Raw genomic sequence first — 25453 nt, forward strand, 5'->3', positions numbered from 1 at the left:
CTTTCGCGGGAGGTCGGGCGAAAATCGTTGAGGCCGGATGGCCGGTGGGGACGCGGTCAGCGCGAAGTGCCGGGAGGATCGCCGTCGGCGCCGGTATCGGAGTCGCCGTCGATGATGTTGTCGTCCGGGGGACGCACGTAGCGAGGCGCATCATGGTTCGTGGCCGTATCCGACGCCTGAGTGCCGGCGGAGGTGTACACGACGCCACCCGGTCCGATCTGCCGGTACAACGGAGTCGTCTGGAGCGAACCTCGGGCGTATCCGCGCGGCTCCTTCTTGCTGCGGCGAGGGCGGTCGTTCGCCCCGAGGACCGCGATCCACGGAATCGGGATCGATCCGGCGATGATCGCGAGCGCGATCCACCCGTTATCCCAGATCATGAACGCGATGGCCGCGAAAAGCAGGGCCGGGATGCGCAGCGACATGAGGAAGAAGTAGCGGCGTTTTCGGTCCGCCAATTCCTCTTCGTAAGGTTTTCTCGCAGCGGTAATGAGGACGGGGGAGCTGGTGTCGTCCTCGTCCTTGCGGTGGAAGCGGCCATCGTGGCCGCGCCGCGACGTTGCCATGTCGCCCAGGCTACTCCGACCCGAAACACGCGCTTTCGCCCACGTTGCGGGCGGGCGAACGGTGAGCTTCGGGGTTGGCGATTTAATGCTCCGATGCGGCACAATTGAACGCGTGAGCACGAGCACTACGACGAAGACGATTGAAAGGCCGGAGGTCTCCGAGACCGACCGGACCGATGACGATACCCCGAAGTTCTTTCACTACGTGAACAAGGACAAGATCGCCGAGAGTGCGGTCCTGGGGACCTTTGTCTTGGCTCTGTGCGGGGAAGTCTTCCCGGTTACGCGGCAGGCGAAGCCCGGCTCGCCCGTATGTCCCGAGTGCAAGGAAATCTACGAGTCCTTCGGCGGTGGCGGCGCCTAGTTTCCGCGCACGGACACACCGCACGTTTCCCAATTCCCCGAAGGCGAAAGAATCCTGGTGAAGTAGTTTGACTCACGCTGGCCCAAGCACGTCCGCCACCGCTTCGCAGCCGCCGCAGCAGAACCTTCGTGCATGGCAGCGCACGGCGATGCGCAAGTACCTCATGGCACGTCCGAAGGACTTTCTCGCCGTGGCTACGCCGGGTGCCGGCAAGACGACATTCGCGCTGCGCCTCGCCGCCGAGCTGCTTTCCGACCGGACCGTCGACACGGTGACCGTCGTCGCGCCGACCGAACACCTCAAGTTCCAGTGGGCCGCTTCTGCGGCGCGTTCTGGGATCGTGCTGGACCCGGAATACTCCAACGCCTCCGGCGCTCTTCCTCCCGAATACCATGGCGTTGTCGTCACTTACGCGCAGGTCGCAGCGATGCCCTACAAGCACCGCGTGCGCACCGAAGCCAAGCGCACGCTTGTCATTCTCGACGAGATCCACCACGGCGGCGATGCGAAGAGCTGGGGCGACGGGATCCGCGAAGCATTCTCCGACGCCGAACGCCGCCTGGCGTTGACCGGAACGCCCTTTCGGTCGGACGATTCGCCCATCCCATTCGTGGAGTACGAGCCTGACGGCGAGGGCCACATGCGCTCGGTCGCCGACCACGCCTACGGATATTCCGATGCGCTCGCCGATGGCGTCGTTCGCCCGGTCGTCTTCCTCGCATATTCGGGCGAGGCACGCTGGCGCACCAACGCCGGCGAGGAGTTCTCCGCGCGCCTGGGCGAACCGCTCAACGCCGAGCAGACTGCACGGGCCTGGCGCGTCGCGCTCGACCCGCACGGCGATTGGATGCCCTCGGTGCTGCAGGCGGCGCACACGCGCCTGCAGCAGGTACGCGCAGGAGGAGTGTCCGACGCGGGTGGCCTGGTCATCGCCACCGACCAGGAGCGGGCGAGAGACTACGCCGCGCTACTCGAGGAGATCACAGGGGACAAGCCCGTCGTAGTGCTCTCCGACGATCCGGGAGCCTCGTCCCGAATCGAGCAGTTCTCCAAATCCACGGATCGTTGGATGGTAGCCGTGCGTATGGTGTCCGAGGGCGTCGACGTGCCCCGCCTGTGTGTCGGCGTCTACGCGACAAGCGCGTCCACACCGCTCTACTTCGCCCAGGCGATCGGCCGTTTCGTTCGCGCACGCCGCCCCGGCGAGACCGCCTCGGTATTCCTGCCCTCGGTACCGGTGCTCCTCGATCTCGCCTCGCAGATGGAGCTTCAGCGAGACCACGTGCTCGGCAAGCCGCACCGCGAATCCGAAGGCTGGGACGACGAGGCTCTCGCCGCCGCGAATGCCACGCAGGACCACCCGGACGAGGACGAAGAAGAAAAGGGCTACGTGTCCCTCGGCGCCGATGCCGAGCTCGATCAGGTCGTGTACGAGGGGTCCTCGTACGGCATGGCCACATTCTCCGGAAGTGAGGACGAGGCCGATTACCTTGGTCTCCCGGGTCTCCTCGGCGCGGACGACGTCAAGGCCCTGCTGCGCAAACGCGAGAAGGAACAGATCGCCGCGGAATCCACTAGAGGTGAGGCGGCGGCCAGTGCCGCAGCAGGCAACACCGCCGTCATCGCATCGTCCGGTACGAACGCCGCGGACATGATTCCGCCGCAGCCGGTCTCGCCGGCCTCGGGCGGTGCGAACACCGCCGCCGAGCGTAAGGAGTTGCGCAAGGAGCTCAACACGCTTGTGTCGGTCTATTCGAAGCGCCTCAACATGTCGCACGGATCGATCCATAACAAGCTCCGCGCGAGCTGCGGCGGGCCGCCGGTGCCGATGGCCTCGGTAGAAGAGATCCGGTCTCGGATTTCCGAGCTACGCCGCTGGTAGTTTATGACGCCGGACGGCGATGCGCTCAAGTCTGCGGCTCCTCGACGAAGTCGACGAACGCACGGGCGGCTGGACTCGGATTGAACCGGCTCCACACGAGGTACTGAGTACGTTCGGGCCCGCCGTTCACTGCGATCGCCCGAACTCCTGTCGAATCGGAAATTGCTTCGGGCGACAACAGGCACACCGCCAACCCTTCCCGTACGAGCCCGAGAAGGGATTCCGGAGTGTCCGCCTCGAATCGCACATTGCGCTCGATGCCGGCGGATACGAAGACGACATCGCTTTGCTCTCGACCTGCCCCGCCCGTGGCGAAGTCGGCGAACACCTCTTCCGTCAACTCCGCGAGATCGACCGACTCTCGATGAGCAAGACGGTGGCCGGCGTGAACAATCGCCGCTAACCGTTCGGTCGTGAGATGTGCCGATTCGACGCCCTTGGGGGCGCGACCTCGGGGCATGCCGACAACGCCGACATCGAGCGCTCCATCGGCCACGGACTCGACGATGTCGTCGCTCGCCCGGACGGACAGCGAGGTATTCACCTGCGGGAATGATTCGTGAAAATGGCGAAGTAGAACGGGCACATTTACCGCGCTCACCGTGGGAATCATTCCGATTTTCAGTGCACCGTTAACGATCCCGTGAGCCGCAACGGCCTCCTGCGCAGCGAGTTCCGCGCTCTCTAACGCGCGCCGCGCGTGCGGCAGGAACGCGGCACCGGCGGGAGTGAGATCCACACGCCTGCTCGTTCGTGCGAACAGGTCCGTGCCCAACTCGGACTCCAGCGCCTTGATCTGGTGGCTCAACGCGGACTGCACCACGAAACAACGCTTGGCAGCTCGGGTAAAGTTCGCCTCTTCGGCCACGGCGATCACATACCTGAGTTGTTGCAGCTCCATGCGATCAATCTTCCACGTCGATCGATACGATGACAACAATGTGTTGGACTCATCCGTAGTGGTGAACGGATAGTTTTCGTATGCAACTGATACGACAACTCGACCTTCCGGCCCCTCGCCTACTCGGGTGGACGCTTCTTGCCGCCAGCGCCCCGGCCACATGGGGCACGACCTACTTCGTGACCACGGAATATTTGCCTGATGGGCCGCTATTCGCAGCCCTCATGCGTTCACTTCCCGTTGGCCTCCTCGGGCTTCTGATCGTTCGCAAGCTACCGAGCGGACGTTGGTGGTGGCGGATGGGACTGCTGGGAGCGCTCAACATCGGCGCATTCTTTCCACTACTCTTCGTTGCCGCGGAAAGGCTGCCCGGCGGCGTCGCTGGAACGCTCATCGCCGCCCAGCCCGTCTTCGTCGCCGTTCTCACCGTCCCTCTGTTGTCCGAGAAGCTCTCACGATGGCGTCTTGGTTGGGGAGTAGTGGGCGTCCTCGGGGTCGGCCTAGTCGTTATTGGACCGGACGCCGCGTTGGACCCACTGGGAATATGTGCAGGCCTTCTGGCAGCAGTCGCGATGGGCACTGGACTCGTTCTCACCAAACGGTGGGGAAGTATGCCAAATGTTGGAAGCCTGACCATCGCGTCGTGGCAGCTCACGGCCGGCGGACTCGTGCTTCTCGCGCCTACCCTTCTCTTCGAAGGTGTTCCCTCCGGCATCGATGCTCGAGCGGTTGGCGGCTATCTCTGGCTCGCGATCCCAGGAGCCCTCGTGACATATACGTTTCTTTTCGCCGGTATCCGCCGTATTCCCGTGACCGCGGCATCGCTATTGGGGATCTTGTCACCGCTCGTAGCCGCGACGCTTGGGGTGCTCGTCGCCGGTGAAGAACTCACCGTCTTCCAGGTGGCCGGCTTCGCCGTGGCTTTGTCTGCCATGGCTTCGGGGCAATTGACCGGACGAAGGCGTTCGACCGGACCAGCGCGCGAATTGGAGGCGGTTCGGTGATGGCAATCGTGAACCGACTTCGCATACTCGTCATAGGCGCAACCGGAATGGCAGGTAGCGCCATATCGAACGAGGCACTCGCCCGAGGGCACTCGGTCATCGGTGCGTCGCGATCCCGACCAGAGTCGGACAGGCTCGAATCGATGGCGCACCACGTGTTGCTCGACGCTCGTGAGCCGTCGACGATTGTGGGGGCGCTGAAGGGGATCGACGTCATCGTGCTTGCCGGCCGTCCCACTTCCGGAAACGAGATGGATATCGTGCCCATGACGCACAACGTTCTGCAAGCAGCCGCGTCGTTGCAGCTCCGAGTAGTCGTCGTGGGTGGCGCTGGCGCGTTAAAGGTCCCCGGTGATCCCGAGTCACGTCTGGTTGAGAACGACGAGTTCGTGCCTTTGGAATGGAAATCAGTCGCGCGAGCGAGCCTCGCTCAACTGGCGGTTTGTTATTCATTCCCGGACGGGAACTGGGTCTATCTCAGTCCGTCAGCACAGTTCGAGCCGGGGCAAGGATCGAATGCCGTCGTCCGCGGGGGCGACGAGCTTCTCGTGTCCTCGAGCGGCGTTTCGCGGATCACCTCTGCAGACCTCGCGATCGTTGCCTGTGACGAAATCGACAAGCCGACAGGACTTCGTCACGTCACCGCAATGAGTGACGCCCCCGCCTAGTGAAAGGCGAGGGCGTCGCGTCCGCGTGAAGGATCCGGATCTAGTCGAGGTAATCGCGTAGGACCTGGGAGCGCGACGGGTGCCGCAGCTTCGACATAGTCTTCGATTCAATCTGGCGGATACGCTCACGCGTGACTCCGTAGACCTGCCCGATTTCGTCTAAAGTGCGCGGCATACCATCGGTGAGACCGAAACGCAGGCGTACGACCCCGGCCTCGCGCTCGGAAAGCGTCTCCAGCACCGAGCCGAGCTGATCCTGCAAAAGTGTGAAGCTCACCGCGTCGACAGCAACGACGGCCTCGGAATCCTCGATGAAATCGCCGAGTTGGGAATCGCCCTCGTCGCCGATGGTCTGGTCGAGGGAAATCGGCTCGCGCGCGTACTGCTGGATCTCCATGACCTTCTCCTCGGAGATATCCATCTCCTTGGCGAGCTCGGCCGGTGTGGGCTCGCGCCCGAGGTCCTGGAGCAGCTCACGCTGGATACGGCCGAGCTTGTTGATCACTTCCACCATGTGCACCGGAATACGGATGGTGCGGGCCTGGTCGGCCATGGCGCGCGTAATCGCCTGGCGGATCCACCACGTGGCGTACGTGGAGAACTTATAACCCTTGGAGTAGTCGAACTTCTCCACCGCGCGGATCAGACCGAGGTTACCTTCCTGGATGAGATCCAGGAACGCCATCCCACGCCCGGTGTAGCGCTTGGCGAGGGAGACCACCAGTCGGAGGTTAGCCTCGAGGAGGTGGTTCTTGGCGCGCACGCCATCGCGCTCGATCCAGCGGAAGTCGCGCCGCTGCTGCGGAGTGAGCTTCTTGCCGTCCTCGGCCATCTGCTTGACGAGGTGAGTGGTGTAAAGTCCGGCCTCAATGCGCTTGGCGAGGTCGACTTCTTCCTCCGCATTGAGCAGCGCGACCTTGCCGATTTGTTTGAGGTACGCGCGGACCGAGTCCGCCGAGGCGGTGAGCTCGGCGTCCTTACGAGCCTGGCGCAGCGCCTCCGACTCTTCCTCGTCCCAGACGAAGTCGCCGGAAGCCTTGTCCTTAGCGGTCGGCTTCTTCTCGACCTCTGCGTCGGCCTCGGGATCCTCTTCCTCGGCCTCTACTGCGCTCTTGGGCGTGACGACGGCCTTATTGTCGTTGTCGGAGTCGTCCTCGTCGATGTCGGCGTCATCCTCGATCGCCGGATCCTCGGCGAGCTCGCCGCTGTCAGGCTCTACGTCGGCGTCGTCGTTGTCCGCGAACTCGTCCTGCTCGGTGGCTGGATCGATAGCCGTCGACTCGGCGGGATCGGCGTCCTTGGCCGCCGCGCTCTTGGCCGCGGTCTTCTTCGCTGCGGCCTTCTTCGCGGTCGCCTTCGCAGCGCCGGCGGCGGTTTTCTTGGCTGCGGTCTTTTTCGCCGCCGTCTTTTTGGCCGCGGTCTTTTTCGCCGCAGTCTTCTTCGCCGCAGTTTTCTTGGCCGCCGTCTTCTTGGGGGCGGCCTTCTTAGCCGGCGCGCTTCCGGATCCCGCGTCGACCTCTGCCGACGTCTGAGTGGAAGTATCGCTATCGGTGGCTACCACGCATGCCCCTTTGTACATCGCTGAAGAAAGTCGTTCACCGCAGCGCGGAGCGCCGTGCTCGCGATGAATGCGAGTGTCGACGAAACCGCGCGCAAAAAGCGCCCAATAACCCAGGCGCTTGATCTCTGCGTGACATTGTAACGAGCTTTGCGCACATTAAAGTATCTGCCCTGCTAGAAAGGCTACAATGGACCCACATTACTGCAGCAGGCCACGTTTGGGTACCCGCAGAAAATCGCTGCGAGAGATCATCGCTCCCGCGCGCTGCCACGTGCGGCACATCTAGCTGAACACGCCGGAGCACGCCAAGGTGGCGCTATTGAGTATCACTCCGCCCGGGGTGGTTCCGCTCGTCGCTGGAATCAAGTCGACACGCCACAGTGCAGTTAGCGATATTGGGCGTTGACCCGAACCTGTCGGAAGCCGGTGATCCGTCATTGGTCGCATCGAACTAGGGCGCTCACGCGCTGCAGGAACTTCAGTTCTGGGGCACTGAGGTACAGGCTCGTGCCGGACTCCGAGTGAGGTGTGCTCGGGATTCGTCGGCTGTGGCCGTGAGGCGGCTGCTGGCTGTTCTCACCTCGGATGGTCGCGTTTCAGAGATCCGGCCCAACGCTCACTCGATGCGACACCGCTAGCACCTCCGCGGTTGTCGACGACTCCTCAACCCGACGAATCATCGCCAGGCTCACGGGCTGCTGACGCAGTGCAGGGTGAAATTTCTACTCGTCATCTACTTCTTTCCAGCTCGAAAGAAAGTGGCATGAAACCTGGTTCGGTTCAGAATTCAGGATTACAGAGTTCTACCAGGGGAGCGATATGCGGTGATTGTGCTCTGGTGATGCCTGCGCGTCCCCTTCGACTCAGCTCAACATAAGTGATTGCATTCGTAACATAGTTAGTTGAACTGAGTAACGTTCCACCTAATGAGGGTTGTTCGCCCGATGTGTGAGAGCAGGGCTAACGTGTCGCCCAGTGCTGTCGCAATACGCTTCGCGCAACGTTGACACTAGGCACTGTTTATCGCCAACAAAGGCGCTAAACCTGACAACATGAAGGAATGGTTATGAAATTCTCGCGTCGGTCCATGCTGGCCGTAGCCCCCGTTGTTGCTCTCGCCGGATCCGCGCTTTCGGCTCCCGTCGCCGGTGCCCAGTCGGTCGAAATGGGATCGCTTTCTCCGGAGGCGATTCAGGGTTCGATCATGGGGCAATCGTGCGCGCTCGCAACTACAGCCACAAAGGACGGAGTCGAAGGTAACTCCTACGCAGACGTCTCATCCCGCACCGGTGTCGTGGAAGAGAAGGATAAGGCCTACTTCCGTGTCGATGGCTGGGGTGGTACCGGCGGTCAGAACGCTCGCATCGCCTTCGCGACCGAGAAGCCGCTCAAGAACGTCAAAATCACTCTCAAGCTTGACGACAAGCTGAAGGAGGTAAAGGCACACGATCCGCAGCCTGAGCTCGGTATTGCGGTCGGCAAGTACTCCCTGACGGCAGAACCGAAGGTTGGCGTCGACATTCGGGAGAAGGTGACGGAAAAAATCGAAGGCAATACGATCACCCTCACGATTCCGGAAGTTCCCGCGAACGGATCGCTCGGATACTCGTACTCGTCGACCACCGGGGCGCCCGGGCAGGGGGAAAAGGTCGTCAATGCGGCATCGTTGACCGGTGAAGGCCTTGCCGAGGCCGGGTTCTGCGAGGACACCCCCGGCGCTCTCGGATCGGTTCCCAGCCCGGACCTCGGCTCGCTGGCTATTGGCGGTGGACTCGCTATTGCTGCCGCGCTCGCTGCGGGCGGTGGCGCTTGGGCTGTCCAGAACGGACTGATCCAGCTTCCCCCGGAGCTGGCCGCTATGCTGCCGGCTCAGCAGTAAAACCTGAGCCATTATCTAGCCGGCCCCTATACGGATCCCTTTCGTGCGGGGGCCGGCTTCTTCGTGCCGTATGGGGTACGACGTATGTAAAGGATCTGGGTTCCGTGGCGAACTTTCGCATTCGCCCTCCCGTTACCAACGTTTCTCGGCTCTTAAGCGCATGACCTCGGCGGTAACACCAGATCGGGTTATGTCGTCGATGTCGGACTGGGCCGGCCAGCACCGACTGGACACGTTCGAGACGCCTTCCAGACGGGCGATCGTGGCTTCCGCAACGAACCCGATCTCTTCGGTCTGGCCGAATAGTTTCTGTAGGGACGCAGTGAGAGGCGAGATGCGGTCGATTTTCTGCGCGACGAGCACATCACGCACGTGTAACCGCCCGCGTCCTAGCCGCGCCGAGAGGGGAGGTCGGCACTCGATGCACCGTCGTCCCTTACTTTCGCCACAAATGTGGGGCAGGGCGCGTCCGCCCTTTGCTGCATAACTTCACGTTACCGCGCCAGCGAGGTCGATGCATCGGCTGACTTTGACTCTTAGATTGGGTACTAGCGTTTTCAATTTTTCACAAGACTTAATAATCAATGAGTTGTTGGCGTTACGCCCGAGAGATCGATTATTCCCGCGTCTCCGGCGGCGAGGGCGGCCGCGCCGATGATCCCGGCGTCGTTGAGCCGGGTCGCTGCAACGACCTCGGTGCGATTGGTGAGCAGCGGAAACCACTTCTCTGATTCGGCGCTGATGCCTCCGCCGATGACGATCAGCCTGGGCCACAAGACGTGCTCGAGCTGTTTGAGAACCGAATCGATGCGCGGCACCCATTCTTCATACGACCACCCATTGGATTCCTTGAGTGAAGGTGCTGCGAGGTTCTCGGTTTCGTCGACGGTAACCCCGTCAATGTCACGCACGAGGACGTGGCCTAGCTCGGAATTGGGCACGAGCCTGCCGTCGAGGAGAAGGGCCGAGCCGATTCCGGTGCCCAACGTGAGGAGCAGCGTCAGACCTTTGGTGCCCTTCGCCGCGCCGAACGCGGACTCGGCTATGCCGGCGGCGTCGGCATCGTTGAGCGTCACTGTCACGTTATTCGGAAGGTGGCGAGCCAGAAGCTCCTCCACATCGGTGCCGATCCACGAGGGGTCGATGTTGTAGGCGATCTGCGCGATTCCCTTGTGTACGACGGTCGGGAGCGCGATTCCCACCGGCGCGGTCCACTGCAGGTCGTCGATAACATTGGCGATGGTCGTCGCCACGGCCTCGGGGGTCGAAGGCTGTGGGGTGTCGATGTAGATTCGCTCACCGATAACCTCGCCCGCACGCAGGTCGATCCGCCCGATCTTGATTCCCGTTCCGCCGACGTCAACACCGAGCCCGATGTGATCCGTAGCCTCGGTGCCTGATCCGGTGGTGTGTGCCATGGTTCTCCTCGACTTGTGGCGCGCGGATGCGCCGCGTGGTCTCCAGCGGCAAGGTTAATGCCAAGGCGCGTGCGGGGCCACAGAAGGCCGCCCCGCACGCCGAGCCCGAAAGGACGTCATGCCCGAACACCTCCCCCCGCCACAACCGATCGTCTCTCCCGACGTGCCCTCCGCCCGCCCGGAGTGGCGCCCCTCGGCCCGCCTCTTACAGCTCATGGATGACGCCGGACCCCTCGATACCCAGGTCTTGGAACTCCTCGCCATCGAGATCACCGAACACGTCGGCCGCGTGTTCCGCTACGAACTCGCTCTCGCAGAGCACGGGGACGGCACGGCATCCCGTGCCGAGGCTCTCGGGACACAGACGAAGTCGACAGATGTCGATCCGGTGACCCGTATCGATACCGAATCCGAGGCGCTCATCCGCCGGATTCTCGCCGAGCTCCGTCCGCAGGACGCGATCCTCGGCGAGGAGGAGGGCGGCCGGATCGCGGAGTCGGGTGTCACGTGGATCGCCGACCCCGTCGACGGAACGGTCAACCTGCTTTACGCGCTGCCGCTGTCCGTGGTCTCGCTGGGTGCCGTCATCGACGGGGAGCATGTGGCGGGCGCCGTGCACGCACTCAGTCTCGGGGACACGTACGCGGCGCGCCGCGGCGGGGGAGCGTGGCACCGTACCTCCGCGGACGCGGGGTGGCGGCCGATCGGCGTATCCGGCCGCGAGGACCTGGCGACGGCGCTGGTGGCCACAGGGTTCTCCTATGAACGAGACGTCCGACGTCAGCAAGGGGACGTGGTTGCGCGACTACTGCCGAAGGTGCGCGACATCCGACGGCTCGGAGCGGCAGCGCTGGACCTATGCCATCTCGCCGCCGGCCGAATAGACGGCTACTACGAGCGCGGGATCAAGGTGTGGGACTACGCGGCAGGCTTGGTCATCGCCGAGGAGGCCGGCGCCATTGTCGAGCTGGCCAATGTCCCGAGCGAGCCCGTGGTCGCGGCGGCGCCGAGGATCGCCGCCGCGTTGAGCGCGGAGGTGCGAGGGGAGAGCTAGCAGCTCACTTCGGAGGAGGCGGGACCGACCTGCTCTTCGGAGGACTCTCCGCCGGAGGCCAGTGAGGTGAGCGCCTCCTTCGAGGCGTTCTCGGTGTTGAGTTCCTGGAAGTAGCTCCCGAGCGCGAGATCGACGGTATTGCCGGGGCGACCGTCGGCGACGAGCTGCATGCACGGCGCGGCGAGCTTGAGGGCCGCCGCCGCGGACTCTCCATCGCCGCCGTAGCGGATCTGGCCGTGGCACGTGAGGTTCTGTTCCGGGTAGAGCGGATCGTTGCCCACCGGGTTGGAGTCGGGCACGGCGAAGCCCATCTCGCCTAGCTCGGAGGCGACCTGCCCGGCCTGTCCGGTCTGGCCGTTGGCGTTGAGCACACGCACAGCTACCTGATCCAGCGGCGCCGCGTCGACGTCATCGAGCGTGCTCGCGTCCTCTTCCTGGAGTCCCGAAGCCTGGGCCTCGTCCGAAAGCTCGCAGGCCACAGTCGAGGTCTCCGGGTCGCTGATGGACACGGCGACGGCGGCGACGATCGCGCCGAGGACCAGCATCACCGCGACGACGAGCGCATACGGTGTCGTCAAACGGTCCCATCCGCGCTTGATCGGCGGGCGGGGAACGCTGCGAGAGCTCAGGTGAGCGACCATGGCTGTAAATCGACCTTCCTTGCGCCCGGATCCATCGGGGCGGGTACAACGCGTGCGGCGTCTACTCTAGGCTGTCCCCGCCGGATTCCCGTGCCACGGCGCGCGCAAAGGCCTCGCCGGGCATGCGGGAAGGGCGAAAGTACGGGGCGTATGACGGCGGACATCGGAGAAATTCCGGACACCTATCCTCGCGCGGGAATCACCCATGAAAAGGGGTGAATTTATCTGAAACCAGTTCTTATTTATCCAGCACACCCGGCGTACGGTGGGCTTTTGTCTGAGGATATCGCGTTATCTCGACACGCCTGTTGCTTCGGGGTGTGTCGTGCGCTATTTTGCGATCGCTGGATGCGTTAGTTAATGAACGCACAGTAACCGAATGGATGGCGTGATCGAGGCCATTCACCACCACCGGATAGTTCGAGGAATGTTAATCATGGCTACCGATTACGATGCCCCCCGTAGGACTGACTCGGACGAGCTCGGCGCCGATTCGCTCGAGGAGCTCAAGGCTCGCCGCGGCGGAGAGGGAACGACCGGTGTCGTGGACGAGGACGAGACGGCCACGGCCGAGTCCTACGAGCTTCCCGGCGCGGATCTGTCGGGCGAAGAGCTCAGCGTGAGCGTCGTGCCGATTCAGAACAACGAGTTCACCTGCAGTTCGTGCTTCCTGGTCCACCACCGCAGCCGGCTCGCCCGAATGGACGGCAACCTTCCGGTCTGCCAGGACTGCGCATAGCTGAGGGCCGGGTGCCCCGCGACCGCGCGGGGCGGCCCGAAGTGTGGTCGGCATCGCCGGCCCCTTAGTTCTCTACCTTCCCAGGCAACAGATCGGTGAGCTCGTTCGGGCGCCGGGTGCTGATGAGCCAATACGGTGTCGGATCAGAGGGGTCGTCGAGAACGACGATCGCCATCGTCGGCACGTATCCGCGGTGGACTACGTAGGCCTCGGGGTCCAATTGACGCCCCATCGCCGCGCTCTTCGCCGTCTTGGGTACCACCGCGCATCGCGAGATCGCGTCGAACGGCAGCGTGGCGCCGCCTGCGACGAGAGAACGCGCACCTCCGCCGTCATCGACGACGGCGACCCTTTCTCTACCCAGGCGCCACATGAGCCAGATCATCAATGGGCCGACGAGGACGAGAAGTAACCACACCCACCAGGGTGAGCTGATGAACACCCCCTGGCCGATGACGATGGCGATGACGCCGAAGAGGAACAACCACCACCAAAGCGGCACATAGAGGCGCTCGGTGAACAGCTCCCTCGCCGTATCGTTTCCAGAGCCCGGGGCCGATTCCATACGTTCACTCACGGGTACCAGACTATCGCGGCGACCCCGCACCTCCAGAACCTCGGTCTCGGGGGAGCAGACCCCCACCTGGCATGCTGGTGGCGAAAAGTTACAGCAACAGCACCGACCGTGGAGGCAAGCCCCGTGTCCGAAACCCCCGCCACCCCCTCTTCCACGCCGTCCGCAGCCGGCGGCCCGGGAGAGCTGCTCGTCCACCGCCTGGACCCGGAGCTGCCGATGCCGGTACGCGGCCACGCCGACGACGCGGGAATCGATGTATATAGCGCCGAAGACGTCTCGCTGCAGCCGGGCGCGCGCCACCTCACGGGAACCGGTCTCGCCGTGCGCATCCCACCGGGGTTCGTCGGGCTCATGCACCCGCGATCGGGGCTCGCCCACAAGGCGGGGCTATCCATGGTGAATACGCCTGGCACGATCGATGCCGGATACACCGGCGAACTCAAGGTCAACCTCATCAACCACGATCCGGCCGAGCCGATCCATATTCGCCGGGGCGATCGAATCGCGCAGCTACTTGTCCAGCGCGTCGAACTGTGGCCGGTGCGTGAAGTAGAAAGCGTCGCCGAACTAGGGGAGAGCGCCCGCGGGGCGAAGGGGTTCGGATCGACCGGCGGACACGACCGACTCGGCTGAGCCGTACGGCGTGGAAAGCGAACGGATATCTCGGCCGACGGCGTAGGGGTGGCATCCCCGGAGTACGGTCGGATGGAGAAAATCCGAATAGCATTAGGCGAGAACCGCTCGCGCAGCGAGTGCGACGTGGCGATAGAGGGAGCGTGAAGAATGTTCGGTCGTCGGAAGAATTCCAACGCGGCAACACCGGGAAACGATGATGCGGCAACGGTAGCCGACACAGAACAGGCGGAGCAGCCGGAAAAATCGGAGGGCTTCGACTTCGATCCACAGGACGGGCCCTTTGACAAGTCGGCGGTGCCCGATGTCGAAGCGTTCTACAAGGACCTGGGGTACGGCTACCTCAACCTCGGCACGATCGTGCTCGGGATCCCGCCGAATGCGCAGCTCAACGCGGCGCTGTCCCAGGACGGCACACCCGAATTCCACGTAGTGAGCGAGGCCGCGCGGGTGATCCCGCGTGCATTCTCAGCGCCGCGCAGTGGCGGCCAGTGGCGCACATTCATGTCGTCCATTCGCGAGCAGCTCGACAAGCAGGGTGCAACCACCTTCCACGAGGACGGACCGTGGGGCCGAGAGCTCGTCGCCGAGCAATCGAACGCGATGCTCCGCCTCATCGGCGTCGAAGGCCCGCGGTGGATGCTAGAGGTCCGCGTGGTGAGTACGAATGACAAGGCCGAAGAGGCGATGGAGCAAGCACGCGAGATCGTCGGACGGTTCATCGTCAACCGCGGCACGGATCCGATGCCGGCAGGGGAGCTACTGCCGATGGACATCCCGGAGGAGATCACCGCGTCGCTCAACCAGGCCCGCCAGCAGCTCGCGCAGCAGCAGGCGGCGACCGCTCGCTCCGCGCAAGCCGGGTCTCAGCCGCAGGCGCAGGGCACCACGGCGGCTCCCGCAGGTGCGCAGCCGGCGGCACCGGCGCCGAATGCGGCACAGAACCAGGCGCCGGCTCCGCACCAGGCCGCGGGCGGCAGCGGCGAGCCGCCGCAGATGAAGCAGCGCAAGCGCACCTCCGCGATGAACCGCCTTCACGAACTCGACGATGAGAAGTAGACTTTCCTCGTTCCCGCAATTCTCTGTGCTCGATCTGGAGGTACACCGGTGAGCGACACGGGTTTCCTGGGTCGACTGGGTGCGCGATTGACGCAAACGTTGGAAAACTCCGACGCCGAAGAGCTCGAGAAGGCGTCCCGCTCCTCGGGCGCGGATTCCGTGTGCTCTTGTTCCTGTGGGCAGTCCGCCACGATCATCGGGCGCATCCGCTGCGTCACCTACGGGCTTGGAGAAGACGAGCTCGGAGTGACCGCAGAGGTATACGATGGCACGGCATCCGTGGACGTGGTCTGGTTGGGACGGCGATCGATCCCCGGCATCGAGGTGGGGCGTTGCCTCCAGGTGTCCGGCCGCGTCGCGTTCAAGGACAACCGCCGAGTGCTTTTCAACCCCCGCTACGAACTACGCGAAGACGTTTCCGGTCCCGCGCGAGAAGGACGCTAATCAGTGAGCGATCAGCCCACCGAGAAATCATCCCATTCAGCGTCGTCGAAAGCGGGCGCCAAACCATCGACCCCGTCGATGTTCGGAGATCCGGACGCGCCATTGCTCGAACAGATGGGCGGCGTCAAGGGCCTGGTCACATCTACGCTCCCAGTGCTCGCATTCGTTCCGGTCAACGCCTTCTGGGGGCTGCGGCCCGCGATGTTCGCAGCCGTCGGCGCGGCTATTCTACTTCTGTTGTGGACCGTGTTTCGTCGCGAGAAGATCGCTCCCGCGATCGGCGGATTCTTTGCCGTGGTGATCTGCGTGTTCATCGCCTATCGCACCGGCTCGGCGCGCGGGTACTACCTCTACGGCATCATCACCCAGATCGTCTACGGGCTCGTGTTCGGGGTGAGCGCCGCGGTGAAATGGCCGCTGGTCGGCGTCATCTGGGGCTTCGTTAACGGGCACGGGAATGCGTGGCGCAAGGTCCCCGCCGCGATGCGGTGGTACATCGTCGCCACCGCGATCTGGGCTTTCGTGTTCTTCGCGCGCGTCGCGGTGCAGGCGCCTTTGTATTACGCCGATCTCGAAGATGCTCTCGGTGTCGCGCGCATCGTCATGGGCTGGCCGCTCGCCATCGTCGCCGCGGCAGGCACCGTGTGGGCCGTGAAGAAGGCGAACGACGGCGAGGAAGCCTGGTACGCCAAGCATCCGGAGGATCGCCCCGTTATCAAGGGGCATGAGGCCGACGCCGAGGCGTCGGAGCCGGACGGTGGGGCCGAGGAGCCTCAGGGCTACGAAGAGGCTGCCGGCGACGATTCGCCGCGCCACTAAAGGTTCGTACGCCGAATTCGGCAACTACACACGAATACATCTCTCTACACGTCTCGGCGTTGAATACAGCACCGGCATGCCGTGCCGGCTTGGGGGTGGGCACCTCCGACGTCATACGCGTGCATGAACTACGTAGGACGTAGAAATCCCCCGCCCTCCGTGGGAGAGCGGGGGATTTTCTATCGGCCGTGACGGCGGAAGTGCTTAGAGCGCGGCGTCGATCTGGATGGCCTGCGCGACTCCCTGGACGGTCGCGGCGACCTTGATGGCCTCCCAGACCTGCTCCTTGGTGAGGCCCTCTTCGCGGATCTTCGTCTCGTGCGCGAGGGTGCAGTGCTCGCAACCGTTGATGACGGAGACGACTGTCGACCACAGTTCGAAGTCGGCCTGGTCGACGCCCGGGTTGCCGATGACGTTCATGCGCAGACCCATGCGCACCTGGGCGTAGTCATCTCCGAGCCACGACTTCGCGCGGTAGGACACGTTGTTCATCGCCATGATCGACGATGCGGCGAGCGCGGCGTTGAACGCCTCGTCGGACAGGTGTCCGCGAGCCTCATCGGCGATCTCGGAAAGCACTGTGTCGTTCCGGGTCGTGGCGGCAGCGGCGAGGAGGGCCCCCCACAGCTGCTGCTCGTTCAGCTCGGTGGAGCGAGCGAGTGAACCGAGATTGAGCTTGAGATCCTTGGCGTACTCGGGGAGTCCGTTCTTCAGATTGTCAATGCTCATTTACTTGATTCCCTCCTGCATCTCGGAGAACTTGTCGATGTTCTTCGTCGGGTCGTTGGCCTGCCAGTTGCAAGCGCAGACCTCGGAGGACTGGAGAGCGTCGAGGACGCGGAGGACCTCGTCGACGTTACGGCCGACGGCGTCCGGCGTGACCGAGACGAACTGGATGACGTTGTCCGGGTCGACGATGAAGGTTGCGCGATCCGCGACACCCTCGGCATTCTCGACGCCGAGCTGCTTGATGAGGTCGTGCTTGATGTCCGAGAGGATCGGGAACGGCACGGTCTTGAGGTCCTCGTGGGTCGCGCGCCAGTTGAAGTGCGAGAACTCGTTATCGATCGAGCCGCCGATGATCTGGGTGTCGCGGTCGGCGAACTCGTCGTTGAGCTTGCCGAATGCGGCGATCTCGGTGGGGCACACGAAGGTGAAGTCCTTCGGGTAGAAGAAAATCACGCGCCACTTGCCGCTGTAGGACTGGTTGGTGACCGTCTCGAAGTAGTCCTCGGGCTGCGAAGCGTTGATGTCGCTGAGGTTGCCGCCGCGAAGAGCGGTGAGCTCGAAGTCCGGGAACTGGTCGCCGATGGTACGGATAGCCATGTGTGCCTCCTAGTGGGCGCGGATATTTGGAAGATTTGTGTCCACTCGTTGAAGTGGCCCATGACCACTATGCCCAGCGCGATTCTAAAAGTAAACCTAATAGTGACGTAGCTAACTAATCAGTTGTGCTTATTGCTTGGATGGATTGCCCGGCATACGGTTATGTTCATGCCGCGCACCGAATTTTCGCCCACGCCCGCCCAGCTGCGGGCGTTCGTCAAGGTCGCTGACCTCGGAAGTTTTACCGCCGCGGCCGCGGCGGCGGGACAGAGCCAGTCTGCGCTCTCGCAGGCCCTGTCCTCGCTCGAAACGGGTCTGCGGGTAGAGCTCGTGCGGCGCGGTGCCCGGAAGATCGAGCTGTCCGCCGAGGGGCTCAATCTGCTGCCCTTCGCTCGCACAGCGCTGCAGTCCCTCGATGCGATGGTCGCAGCCGCAGATCCCGGCCGCGCGGGGAGGGTGACGGTGAACATGGGCGTCATCCCCACCGTCGCGCCGTACCTTCTCCCGTCGCTTCTTCGCGGTATGGCTGCGCCCGAGTCGGGCTTCCAGCCCGTGGTAGTCGAGGAGCAGACGGCCGATCTCGTCGAATCCGTGCGTTCCGGACGTCTCGACGTCGCGATTCTTGCCATCCCGGTGGGCGCACGCGGGCTGCTCGAGTACCCGCTTTACAACGAACGTTTCGTCCTTGCCGCGCCCTCGGGCCACGCCCTCGCTTCAAGGGACGAGATATTCCCACAGGACCTCGACGAGGAAGTCGTCCTCCTGCTCGAGGCCGGCCATTGCCTGCGTGACCAGACTCTCGATCTGTGCAGGCAGGGCAATGCCCGCATCCTCGGTTCTACCCAGACCAAGGTGTCGAACCTGTCCACGGCCGTGCGCTGCGTCGAGGCGGGGCTCGGGATCACCGTCCTTCCCGCGACCGCGGCCGCTGTCGAGGCGCGCGACACCGACTGCGCCCTCGTGGAGTTCGGCGAGCCCCGTCCGGCGCGCACGATCGGATTACTGGCCCGGGAAACGGTTCCCGCGCAGGTCATCGACACCATTTATGACGTCGTACAGCGCTTCGTCGCCCCTGCCCTCGAGATCGACCCCGTGCCTTCGAGGCGTCGCCCCGCCGACGGCGAAATCCTCGAGACCTGAAGCCTCGCCGTTGCCTACTCGGGCAGCACTCCAAGCGAGGCATACAACTCGAGTAGTCGCTCGCGAAGCTCGTTCGTCTCTTCCGCCCAGCGTCGCTGGAACGCTGCGTAGTGCGCGCGACCCTGCGGTGTCTCGATCTTGATCGGCTCGTAGCCGTACTCGCTCAAGTCGTACGGCGACGCCTGCATATCCACCACTCGGGCACGCAAGCTGGAGCGGAAGGTATCCAAGAGCAGGTCCGAGGGGCAGGCGGGGCCGAGCTCTGAGGCCCAGCGGTAAAGGTCCATTCCCGCGTGCAGACACGCCGGTTGTTCCCGTTCGAGTTGGGAGTCCCGGCTGAGGGCGAATTCGTTGAGTGGCTCGGCGGGCGCGGTGAAAAACCGGAACGCGTCGAAGTGGGTGCAGTGGACCCCGGCCTCGACCTGCTCGGCGATGGTCCCCTCGCTCACGCGAAGGGGAACCTGTTCGTGGCGTATCTCGTGCGGGCGCAGGCGGTAGACCATCGCCCATTCGTGCCGTCCGAAGCAACCGAAACGTGGCGGCCGGGAAGCGGTGCGTGACACGATCGTCGCCGCGCGCTGCCAACGTTTGCCCTTGGACTCGGCCACCGCGTCGACGTCCACCTCTATGGCCGAGGTGCTTTGATCCTCGGCCGTGCCGACGCGGCGGTAGAAGCGGGGGATATCGCGGCGGTCGTCCTCTATCTCGAGCTGCACGCCGATACCGGGGTGCCAGGTACGGAGCGCCCCGACCGACGACCGGTAATAGGTGAACAGGAAGTCGATGATCGGATGCTTGATGCCCTCGTGCGAGCGGCGCAGGTGCGCCGCGGTCAGCTCGTCGACCGCGGCGTGGTGTTCGGCCTCGCAGGCGCGCCAGTCTTCCAGCGCGACTCGCTGGCGACTAGCGTGTGCGCCCGTCTCGGCGGTAATGGGTGCCATCGCGTACCGTGCCTACAAATTCTTCGATCAGATCTTCGAGCGCCACGATACCCACGGTGTATCCGCGCGAATCAACCACGTTCCCGATGTGGCTCGACGTGCGCCGCATTTTGCCCAGCGCGTTCTCGAAAAGTTCCTGCTCTCCGATCGACGGCATCGCGTGGATTGCGGAGAGGGGGAGATGCTCGGCATCGCCGGAAGCGGGACGTCCGTCGTCGGGAATGATCGATGCGAGGGTGTCCTTGATGTGGACATACCCCTCGAACTCGGTTCCGTGGCGCTGTACCGGGTACCGCGAGAACCCGGTTTCGCCGGCCGCAGCGCGGATCGCCTCGAGCGGTACACCGGCATCGGTGGCGCGGACCGTGCGCACCGAGGTGAGCGGAATCATCACTTCGTTGACCGTACGCGTCTCGTTGTCCAGGGCGCGGGTCAATCGCGAATGTTCCTCGTTGTCCAACAGTCCGGACGAATGCGAGTCGGCGAGCATCGAAGACAGTTCTGCCGGTGTGACGACCGAATCGAGCTCGTTCTTGGGCTCGACTCCGAACGCGCGGAGGATGAGGTTCGCCGACCAATTGCAGAAGTGGATGATCGGACTCACCAACCGGCTGATCGCCAGATGGAGTGGGACGATGTACATCGCCGTGAGCTCCGGGCCGGCGATGGCGATGTTCTTCGGCACCATCTCGCCGAGCAGCACGTGCAAGAGCACGACCAGCGACATCGCGATGACGAACGAGATCGGATGGACGAGCGTTTCGGGCACATTCAGGGCTTCGAATACCGGCTCGAACAGGTGCGCAATGGCAGGCTCGCCGACCTTACCGAGCAGGATCGAACACACGGTGATGCCGAGTTGACTGGCTGCCATCATCAGCGACAGGCGTTCGGTCGCGCGCATCACGGTGCGGGCGCGCTCGCGTCCCTGGGCGATGTGCGCCTCGAGCCTGTCCTTGCGCGAGGAGATCAGAGCGAACTCGGAAGCGACGAAGAACGCGTTCGCGGCGAGTAGGAAGATCGTGAGCAGGACGCCCCAGAGTCCGTTCATCGCTGGCCCTCCTCGTTCTCATTGGCGGCAGCCGGGGTGGACGCAGCGACGTTCGGTCCGATTGTGAGCTGGTCGATTCGGCGTCCGTCCATTTTGGTAACCCTCGCCTGCCACACCTGGAAATGTCCTGCGTCGAGTTCATCGGAGATCGTGCTCTGGTCCGAGGGGAGATCGACCACGTCGCCCGCCTCGGGCATCCTGCCCAGAGCGAAGATCACCAAGCCCGCAAGTGTTTCGTACGGACCGTTGGGGGCGTGGTACCCGGTCTCGCGGGAGACCTCGTCGAGCCGTGCGAGGCCGGTCGATTCCCACCATGCACCGCGCCTGTAGATGGGCCTGCCTTCGGAGGCATCGTCGTATTCGTCGACGACCTCGCCGACGATTTCCTCGACGACATCCTCGAGCGTCACCAGACCGGCGACCCCGCCGTATTCGTCGATGACCAGGAGCATTTGCGCGCCCTCCGAACGGATGCGGGTGAGCACCGAATCCCCGTCGAGCGAGTCGGGGACTCGGTGCACCGGGCGCACGATGGACGACAGCGGAATCGATTCGTGCTCGTCGACCGGATGTGCCAGCGCCTGTTTGACATGCACCATGCCGATCGTCTCGTCGAGGCCCTGAGCGGTGACGGGGAAGCGGCTGAAGCCCGAATCGACCGCGGTACGAACGAGGTCGGAGATCGAGTCGTCGCTGCCCAGGGTGACGACCGTCGAGCGGGGCGTCATGATGTCCTCGGCGCTGAGCTCGCCGAAGGACAGCGAGCGTTCGAGAATGACCGCCGTGTCGTTGTCCAGCGCGCCCTCGCGTGCCGAGTTGCGCACGAGCGCTTCGAGCTCACTCGACGAGCGCGCGGCGTGCTCGTCGCCGGGCTTGACGCCGAGCTTGCGCACGATGGCGTTCGCCGAATTGTCCATGGCCCGGATGAGGAAACCGAACACCTTCGAAAATCCCAGGAGCGGCAGCGCGACGAATCGTGAGGTCGCAGTCGGGTTGGTGATCGCCATGTTCTTCGGCACGAGCTCGCCGATCACCATCGACAGGTACGAGGCTATGACCAGGGCGAGGCCGAGCGAGATGACGATGGCGGTCGATTCCGGGAGCCCGACCGCCTCCATCAGCGGTTCCAACAACTTCGCGATCAACGGCTCGGCGAGATAACCCGTGATGAGCGTCGTGATCGTGATGCCCACTTGGCACGCGGACAGTTGTAGGGAGAGTTTGCGGTGCGCGGACTGCACCGCGCGATCTCGAGCGTCGCCGCTTTCGGCGCGGGTGTCGATGCCCGATTTCTCCAGCGCCGCCAGCGAGAATTCGGCGGCCACGAAGAACGCTGTACCCAGCGTCAACGCGAAGAAGGCCAGGACGGAAAGCAATTGCCAGGCGATAGTCACGGGCATACTCCTCGCCGGAGCATGCCCCATCGTCTGGAACCGCAAGTATCACTGGGTGCGCTGGGCACTCAAACCGCCTTTCGCCTCGTGGAGTATGGATGCAAAAATACTACGGCGTCCCGACAAAGTTGTCAGCGCCCACGCCGGGATGCACCGCCGCGCCGCTCGCCCTTGCCCGTCGCGCGCTGTTGCCCGCGAGTATGCCCTCGGCCAGCGCCCGTGGACCGCGTCTGCTTCCGGGCTTGACGCCCTGCACCCACGTTCCGCGATTGCGCTGCAGGTGGCGAGTCCTTCCCCTTTGGGGCGAGGGGACGCCGTATGACGTCGGACGGGCGTAATTTCGCGACGACGTCGCGTGCGCTGCCAGACCGGTGGACCTGCAGTCCCGCCGTGTCGGCGAATTCCCTGAGGCGTTCTTCCTCCTCCGGATCGATGACCGCGACGACGAGCCCCGGCGGCCGGTGGCCGCGCCCGGTTCGACCCGAGCGGTGCGTGAGGTCCTCCGCCGAATGGGGAAGCCCCACGTGCACGACCATCGCGAGGTTGGCGACGTCGATCCCGCGGGCGGTGACATCGGTGCTGACCAGCACCGAGACCTTCCCGGAGCGGAGGGAGTCCATCGCGGACGTCCGTACCGAGGTCGCAGAACGCCCGGTGAATCCGCCTACCGCCACCCCGCGGTCCTCGAGGGCGGCGACGAGATCGGCGACATCGGCCCGCCGGGGCACGAAGACCATCGCCGAGCGCGCGCTCGAGCACAGCTCGATGAGGGCGCTCCGAACCGCCTTCTCCGAGCGGGCGGGGAGGAGCTCGAGCGATGCCGGAGGCCCCGGCGCGGCCGAGCCGTGGGCCGGCGACGTAGTGGAGGGATCTACGGCGACGCGGATGTCGTGGAACGTCGCGCCGAACGCGGCCTGCAGCGCGCCAGAATCCTCGGGGGAAGCGGTTGCGGTCATGGCGAGCACCCTCGTCGCCCTGCCGCGCGGGGTCGTGACCGCCTCGAGGATCGAGAGTGTCTGCGTATGGAAACTCGGTCCGAGGAGCATGTCGGCCTCGTCGAGAACGAGCTGTCCGACGTCATCCAGCGAGATCGTGCTTCGGCGAATGAGGTCGAGCATCCGCCCAGGGGTGGCGACGAGGCAGTCGACGGGGCGGGCGAGCGCGTAGGTGTCCTTGCGCGCCGCCGGGCTTCCGGTGAGAGAAACCGTTCGTGCACCAACCCCCTGGAGAACCTCGGCGAGGACACCGGAGACCTGATCGGCAAGTTCTCTGGTGGGGCAGAGTACGAGGACGCGCGGGCGCCGGGGAGCGCTTGCCCCCACCGCCAGCTCGATACACGCGGCGACGGCGGCGACGAGGGTTTTCCCGGACCCCGTGGGCGCGACGAGCGCGAGGTGGTCGTGGGCGACGACCGCAGGGATGCCGAGACGCTGTGCCTCGGTGGCCCGGCCGTCCGCGATGGCGCGCACCGCGTGGCGTACGGGCACCGCCGCACCGCAGTCGGCGAGGACTTGGTCCAGAGTGGGAACGTCGATGAGCTGCTACGCCTCGACTTCGCTGCGGTCTCCGGACCAGAGCGTGTGGAATGCACCCTCGGCGTCGGTACGGCGGTAGGTGTGGGCGCCGAAATAGTCGCGCAGTCCCTGGGTGAGCGCGGCCGGGAGCCGGCTGGTGCGCAGCGCGTCGTAATAGGCGAGCGAGGAAGCGAAGCCCGGGGCCGGGATTCCGGCGTGAACCGCAGTCGCCACGACGCGGCGCCACGAATCGATGCAGTCGGTGAGGGCCGAGAGGAAGTATGGCGCCTCGACGAGGCTGCGCAGTTCCGGATTCTCCTCGTAGGCATCGACGATACGGTTGAGAAACTTGGCGCGGATGATGCAGCCGCCGCGCCAGATGGTGGCGAGATCGCCGCGGTGGATATCCCAGCCGTACTCGTCCTTGGCCGCGTTGATCTGGTCGAAGCCCTGCGCGTAGGCGATGATTTTCGACGCGTACAGCGCCTTGCGCACATCCTCGACGAAATCGTCTCCGGTATCGAGCGGGACGTTGGTGGCGCCCGAGGGAAGCGATTTGCCGGCCTCGCGCTGTGGGAGCGAGCTGGACAGCGCCCTGGCGAACACCGCCTCGGCGATACCCGTGACCGGGACGCCGAGGTCGAGGGCGGACTTGACCGTCCACCGGCCGGTGCCCTTCTGCCCGGCCTGGTCGACGATGACGTCGACGAGTGGGGAACCTGTGCGCTCGTCGACCTGGGCGAGAACTTGAGAAGTGATCTCGATCAGGTAGGAATCGAGGTCGCCTTCGTTCCACTCGCGGAAGACCTCGGCGAGCGCGGCGGGTTCGAGTCCGCCGACCTCACGGAGGAGGTGGTAGGCCTCGCCGATGAGTTGCATATCGGAGTATTCGATGCCGTTGTGCACCATCTTGACGAAATGGCCGGAACCGTCCTCGCCGATATGGGTGCAGCACGGCTGGCCGTCGACATGTGCCGAGATCTTCTCGAGGATCGGGCCCACGACCTCGTAGCTCGATGCCGGACCACCGGGCATGATCGAGGGGCCTTCGAGCGCGCCCTCCTCGCCGCCGGAGATGCCGGCGCCGATGAACCGGATGCCGCGCTCGGCCATTTCCTTCTCGCGGCGAATCGTGTCGGTGTACAGGGCATTGCCGCCGTCGATGATGATGTCGCCCTCGTCGAACGCGGAAGCCAGTTCGTCGATGACGGAGTCCGTGGCCGAGCCGGCCTGGACCATGATGAGCGCGCAACGCGGCGTCGCGAGAGCGTCGGCGAATTCCGCGATCGACTCGGTACGGATGAAAGACCCCTCGTCGCCGTGCGTATCGAGAAGTGCATCCGTCTTCGCGACGGAACGGTTGTGTAGAGCGACGGTGAAACCGTTCCTGGCGAAGTTGCGGGCGATGTTCGAACCCATCACGGCCAATCCCGTGACTCCGATGTTGGCTTTGCCGTCTGCGGGGGCCTGTGCGGTCGAAGGCGATGCGTCAGTCATGGCCTCAAATATAGTCAGTGACCGGTCAAGTGGGGAGAACTGCCGGATTCGCTCGAGCATCGGCGCCAGGAAAATGCTGATATGGCGACAAATTTATTTAGATAAACAAATGGTAAATAATTTATGTAAATCCCTTTTTGTCCTGGTATGGGGAATATTGGTCTGGTTTAATGCTTAACGGTCGACCAGGTAAATGCAAATGTTTCAGTAATAAATACTTTGAGCATCAGTGTTGGAAGGCGAATCGAGCGAACCGACTACCTCCAGCCGCGAACAAAAGAATGTGAGTCCCAAGGGAACCACATCGTGTGCCGAAGGCGTCGTGAAGTGCGGAGGTGTTAGTTAGATGGCCAGACCAATACGAATACACGAGCGCGGTTC

General features: G+C 64.1%; 26 protein-coding genes. 12 read left to right on the plus strand and 14 right to left on the minus strand.

The features are described from left to right. Positions 1-56: 56 nt before the first annotated feature. Positions 57-566, minus strand: a complete 510-nt coding sequence (locus BJL86_RS07685) for a DUF3099 domain-containing protein (RefSeq protein ID WP_067471603.1) — start codon at positions 564-566, stop codon at positions 57-59. Between the two features lie 85 nt (positions 567-651). Between BJL86_RS07685 and BJL86_RS07690 the strand changes: the two genes are divergently transcribed. Together BJL86_RS07690 and BJL86_RS07695 are read left to right on the plus strand one after the other, a co-directional pair. Then, a complete protein-coding gene (locus BJL86_RS07690; RefSeq protein ID WP_067471681.1) occupies positions 652-930 on the plus strand; it encodes a DUF3039 domain-containing protein in 279 nt (92 codons plus the stop codon). A 148-nt stretch (positions 931-1078) separates the two neighbouring features. Continuing rightward, positions 1079-2812 carry a DEAD/DEAH box helicase gene (locus BJL86_RS07695; protein ID WP_231887108.1) on the plus strand — a complete coding sequence of 578 codons (1734 nt, stop codon included), beginning with the start codon at positions 1079-1081 and terminating at the stop codon, positions 2810-2812. Positions 2813-2837: 25 nt separating this feature from the next. On the opposite strand, the gene BJL86_RS07700 is transcribed toward BJL86_RS07695, so the two are convergent. Further along, a complete protein-coding gene (locus BJL86_RS07700; RefSeq protein WP_067471593.1) occupies positions 2838-3713 on the minus strand; it encodes a LysR family transcriptional regulator in 876 nt (291 codons plus the stop codon). Positions 3714-3793: 80 nt separating this feature from the next. Between BJL86_RS07700 and BJL86_RS07705 the strand changes: the two genes are divergently transcribed. Together BJL86_RS07705 and BJL86_RS07710 are read left to right on the plus strand one after the other, a co-directional pair. Further along, a complete protein-coding gene (locus tag BJL86_RS07705) occupies positions 3794-4717 on the plus strand; it encodes an EamA family transporter (RefSeq protein WP_067471590.1) in 924 nt (307 codons plus the stop codon). Continuing rightward, positions 4717-5385 carry an NAD(P)-dependent oxidoreductase gene (locus tag BJL86_RS07710; protein WP_067471587.1) on the plus strand — a complete coding sequence of 223 codons (669 nt, stop codon included), beginning with the start codon at positions 4717-4719 and terminating at the stop codon, positions 5383-5385. The genes BJL86_RS07705 and BJL86_RS07710 overlap by 1 nt, the downstream gene beginning before the upstream one ends. A 40-nt stretch (positions 5386-5425) precedes the next feature. On the opposite strand, the gene BJL86_RS07715 is transcribed toward BJL86_RS07710, so the two are convergent. Then, entirely contained in the window at positions 5426-6964 is a 1539-nt protein-coding gene (locus BJL86_RS07715; RefSeq protein ID WP_067471584.1) for an RNA polymerase sigma factor, read from the minus strand. Positions 6965-8012: 1048 nt separating this feature from the next. On the opposite strand from BJL86_RS07715, the gene BJL86_RS07720 reads away from it, so the two are divergent. Next, positions 8013-8825, plus strand: coding sequence for a hypothetical protein (locus tag BJL86_RS07720; protein WP_067471581.1), 813 nt, complete (start codon positions 8013-8015; stop codon positions 8823-8825). A 132-nt stretch (positions 8826-8957) separates the two neighbouring features. Here BJL86_RS07720 and BJL86_RS07725 read toward each other — a convergent pair whose 3' ends face one another. After that, positions 8958-9197, minus strand: coding sequence for a hypothetical protein (locus tag BJL86_RS07725; RefSeq protein WP_067471578.1), 240 nt, complete (start codon positions 9195-9197; stop codon positions 8958-8960). 209 nt (positions 9198-9406) lie between these two features. After that, complete coding sequence (ppgK, locus tag BJL86_RS07730) at positions 9407-10243, minus strand: polyphosphate--glucose phosphotransferase (RefSeq protein WP_067471576.1); 837 nt, start codon at positions 10241-10243, stop codon at positions 9407-9409. 118 nt (positions 10244-10361) lie between these two features. Between ppgK and BJL86_RS07735 the strand changes: the two genes are divergently transcribed. Continuing rightward, complete coding sequence (locus BJL86_RS07735; protein WP_231887104.1) at positions 10362-11297, plus strand: inositol monophosphatase family protein; 936 nt, start codon at positions 10362-10364, stop codon at positions 11295-11297. On the opposite strand, the gene cei is transcribed toward BJL86_RS07735, so the two are convergent. After that, positions 11294-11938, minus strand: a complete 645-nt coding sequence (gene cei, locus BJL86_RS07740; protein WP_067471570.1) for an envelope integrity protein Cei — start codon at positions 11936-11938, stop codon at positions 11294-11296. The two genes, BJL86_RS07735 and cei, sit on opposite strands and share 4 nt — an antisense overlap. Before the next feature lie 436 nt (positions 11939-12374). Here cei and BJL86_RS07745 point away from each other — a divergent pair, with 436 nt between their 5' ends. Continuing rightward, complete coding sequence (locus BJL86_RS07745; protein ID WP_067471567.1) at positions 12375-12677, plus strand: DUF4193 domain-containing protein; 303 nt, start codon at positions 12375-12377, stop codon at positions 12675-12677. Between the two features lie 64 nt (positions 12678-12741). On the opposite strand, the gene BJL86_RS07750 is transcribed toward BJL86_RS07745, so the two are convergent. Continuing rightward, entirely contained in the window at positions 12742-13254 is a 513-nt protein-coding gene (locus BJL86_RS07750; protein ID WP_231887103.1) for a DUF3093 domain-containing protein, read from the minus strand. 183 nt (positions 13255-13437) lie between these two features. On the opposite strand from BJL86_RS07750, the gene dut reads away from it, so the two are divergent. The 4 genes from dut to BJL86_RS07770 all read left to right on the plus strand — a co-directional run bounded on the left by dut (position 13438) and on the right by BJL86_RS07770 (position 16209). Next, positions 13438-13887: a dUTP diphosphatase gene (gene dut / locus BJL86_RS07755; RefSeq protein WP_075845162.1), complete on the plus strand. Its 450-nt coding sequence runs from the start codon at positions 13438-13440 to the stop codon at positions 13885-13887. A gap of 150 nt (positions 13888-14037) precedes the next feature. Continuing rightward, on the plus strand, positions 14038-14946 hold the full coding sequence (locus tag BJL86_RS07760) for a DUF3710 domain-containing protein (protein WP_075844904.1): 909 nt from the start codon (positions 14038-14040) through the stop codon (positions 14944-14946). Positions 14947-14994: 48 nt separating this feature from the next. Further along, on the plus strand, positions 14995-15390 hold the full coding sequence (locus tag BJL86_RS07765) for an OB-fold nucleic acid binding domain-containing protein (protein ID WP_067471293.1): 396 nt from the start codon (positions 14995-14997) through the stop codon (positions 15388-15390). A gap of 3 nt (positions 15391-15393) precedes the next feature. Beyond that, entirely contained in the window at positions 15394-16209 is an 816-nt protein-coding gene (locus BJL86_RS07770) for a DUF3159 domain-containing protein (RefSeq protein ID WP_231887086.1), read from the plus strand. A gap of 204 nt (positions 16210-16413) precedes the next feature. Here the strand turns inward: BJL86_RS07770 and ahpD are convergent, their stop codons facing one another. Then, positions 16414-16938, minus strand: coding sequence for an alkylhydroperoxidase, AhpD family (gene ahpD / locus BJL86_RS07775; RefSeq protein WP_067471289.1), 525 nt, complete (start codon positions 16936-16938; stop codon positions 16414-16416). After that, positions 16939-17535 carry a peroxiredoxin gene (locus BJL86_RS07780; protein WP_067471288.1) on the minus strand — a complete coding sequence of 199 codons (597 nt, stop codon included), beginning with the start codon at positions 17533-17535 and terminating at the stop codon, positions 16939-16941. A gap of 168 nt (positions 17536-17703) precedes the next feature. Here BJL86_RS07780 and BJL86_RS07785 point away from each other — a divergent pair, with 168 nt between their 5' ends. Beyond that, positions 17704-18675: a hydrogen peroxide-inducible genes activator gene (locus BJL86_RS07785; protein WP_197487510.1), complete on the plus strand. Its 972-nt coding sequence runs from the start codon at positions 17704-17706 to the stop codon at positions 18673-18675. Positions 18676-18689: 14 nt separating this feature from the next. Here BJL86_RS07785 and BJL86_RS07790 read toward each other — a convergent pair whose 3' ends face one another. The 5 genes from BJL86_RS07790 to gndA all read right to left on the minus strand — a co-directional run bounded on the left by BJL86_RS07790 (position 18690) and on the right by gndA (position 25072). After that, positions 18690-19616, minus strand: a complete 927-nt coding sequence (locus BJL86_RS07790) for a hypothetical protein (protein WP_067471284.1) — start codon at positions 19614-19616, stop codon at positions 18690-18692. Continuing rightward, positions 19579-20667 (minus strand): hemolysin family protein, encoded by a 1089-nt coding sequence (locus tag BJL86_RS07795; protein ID WP_067471282.1) that lies wholly within the window; start codon positions 20665-20667, stop codon positions 19579-19581. Before BJL86_RS07795 ends, BJL86_RS07790 begins: the two co-directional genes overlap by 38 nt. Next, positions 20664-22061, minus strand: coding sequence for a hemolysin family protein (locus BJL86_RS07800; protein WP_414836049.1), 1398 nt, complete (start codon positions 22059-22061; stop codon positions 20664-20666). Before BJL86_RS07800 ends, BJL86_RS07795 begins: the two co-directional genes overlap by 4 nt. A 131-nt stretch (positions 22062-22192) precedes the next feature. After that, positions 22193-23548, minus strand: a complete 1356-nt coding sequence (locus BJL86_RS07805) for a DEAD/DEAH box helicase (RefSeq protein ID WP_067471279.1) — start codon at positions 23546-23548, stop codon at positions 22193-22195. A 54-nt stretch (positions 23549-23602) separates the two neighbouring features. Beyond that, the gene (gndA, locus tag BJL86_RS07810; protein ID WP_067471278.1) at positions 23603-25072 is read right to left on the minus strand and encodes an NADP-dependent phosphogluconate dehydrogenase; all 1470 of its coding nucleotides are present in this window, start codon (positions 25070-25072) and stop codon (positions 23603-23605) included. Between the last annotated feature and the right edge of the window lie 381 nt (positions 25073-25453).

Origin of the sequence: Dietzia timorensis, assembly GCF_001659785.1 — a bacterium.
In the GTDB taxonomy this organism is placed as follows: Bacteria; Actinomycetota; Actinomycetes; order Mycobacteriales; family Mycobacteriaceae; genus Dietzia; species Dietzia timorensis.

What these genes read in the sequence shown, in the direction of transcription:
- BJL86_RS07760 (WP_075844904.1), top strand. Translation starts at nt 14,038, where the DNA reads ATGTTCGGTCGTCGGAAGAATTCCAACGCGGCAACACCGGGAAACGAT.
- ahpD (WP_067471289.1), bottom strand. Translation starts at nt 16,938, where the DNA reads ATGAGCATTGACAATCTGAAGAACGGACTCCCCGAGTACGCCAAGGAT.
- ppgK (WP_067471576.1), bottom strand. Translation starts at nt 10,243, where the DNA reads ATGGCACACACCACCGGATCAGGCACCGAGGCTACGGATCACATCGGG.
- BJL86_RS07715 (WP_067471584.1), bottom strand. Translation starts at nt 6,964, where the DNA reads ATGTACAAAGGGGCATGCGTGGTAGCCACCGATAGCGATACTTCCACT.
- BJL86_RS07705 (WP_067471590.1), top strand. Translation starts at nt 3,794, where the DNA reads ATGCAACTGATACGACAACTCGACCTTCCGGCCCCTCGCCTACTCGGG.
- BJL86_RS07710 (WP_067471587.1), top strand. Translation starts at nt 4,717, where the DNA reads ATGGCAATCGTGAACCGACTTCGCATACTCGTCATAGGCGCAACCGGA.
- BJL86_RS07795 (WP_067471282.1), bottom strand. Translation starts at nt 20,667, where the DNA reads ATGAACGGACTCTGGGGCGTCCTGCTCACGATCTTCCTACTCGCCGCG.
- BJL86_RS07695 (WP_231887108.1), top strand. Translation starts at nt 1,079, where the DNA reads ATGCGCAAGTACCTCATGGCACGTCCGAAGGACTTTCTCGCCGTGGCT.
- gndA (WP_067471278.1), bottom strand. Translation starts at nt 25,072, where the DNA reads ATGACTGACGCATCGCCTTCGACCGCACAGGCCCCCGCAGACGGCAAA.
- BJL86_RS07720 (WP_067471581.1), top strand. Translation starts at nt 8,013, where the DNA reads ATGAAATTCTCGCGTCGGTCCATGCTGGCCGTAGCCCCCGTTGTTGCT.
- BJL86_RS07790 (WP_067471284.1), bottom strand. Translation starts at nt 19,616, where the DNA reads ATGGCACCCATTACCGCCGAGACGGGCGCACACGCTAGTCGCCAGCGA.
- BJL86_RS07690 (WP_067471681.1), top strand. Translation starts at nt 652, where the DNA reads ATGCTCCGATGCGGCACAATTGAACGCGTGAGCACGAGCACTACGACG.
- BJL86_RS07700 (WP_067471593.1), bottom strand. Translation starts at nt 3,713, where the DNA reads ATGGAGCTGCAACAACTCAGGTATGTGATCGCCGTGGCCGAAGAGGCG.
- BJL86_RS07780 (WP_067471288.1), bottom strand. Translation starts at nt 17,535, where the DNA reads ATGGCTATCCGTACCATCGGCGACCAGTTCCCGGACTTCGAGCTCACC.
- BJL86_RS07735 (WP_231887104.1), top strand. Translation starts at nt 10,362, where the DNA reads ATGCCCGAACACCTCCCCCCGCCACAACCGATCGTCTCTCCCGACGTG.
- BJL86_RS07785 (WP_197487510.1), top strand. Translation starts at nt 17,704, where the DNA reads ATGCCGCGCACCGAATTTTCGCCCACGCCCGCCCAGCTGCGGGCGTTC.
- cei (WP_067471570.1), bottom strand. Translation starts at nt 11,938, where the DNA reads ATGGTCGCTCACCTGAGCTCTCGCAGCGTTCCCCGCCCGCCGATCAAG.
- BJL86_RS07745 (WP_067471567.1), top strand. Translation starts at nt 12,375, where the DNA reads ATGGCTACCGATTACGATGCCCCCCGTAGGACTGACTCGGACGAGCTC.
- BJL86_RS07685 (WP_067471603.1), bottom strand. Translation starts at nt 566, where the DNA reads ATGGCAACGTCGCGGCGCGGCCACGATGGCCGCTTCCACCGCAAGGAC.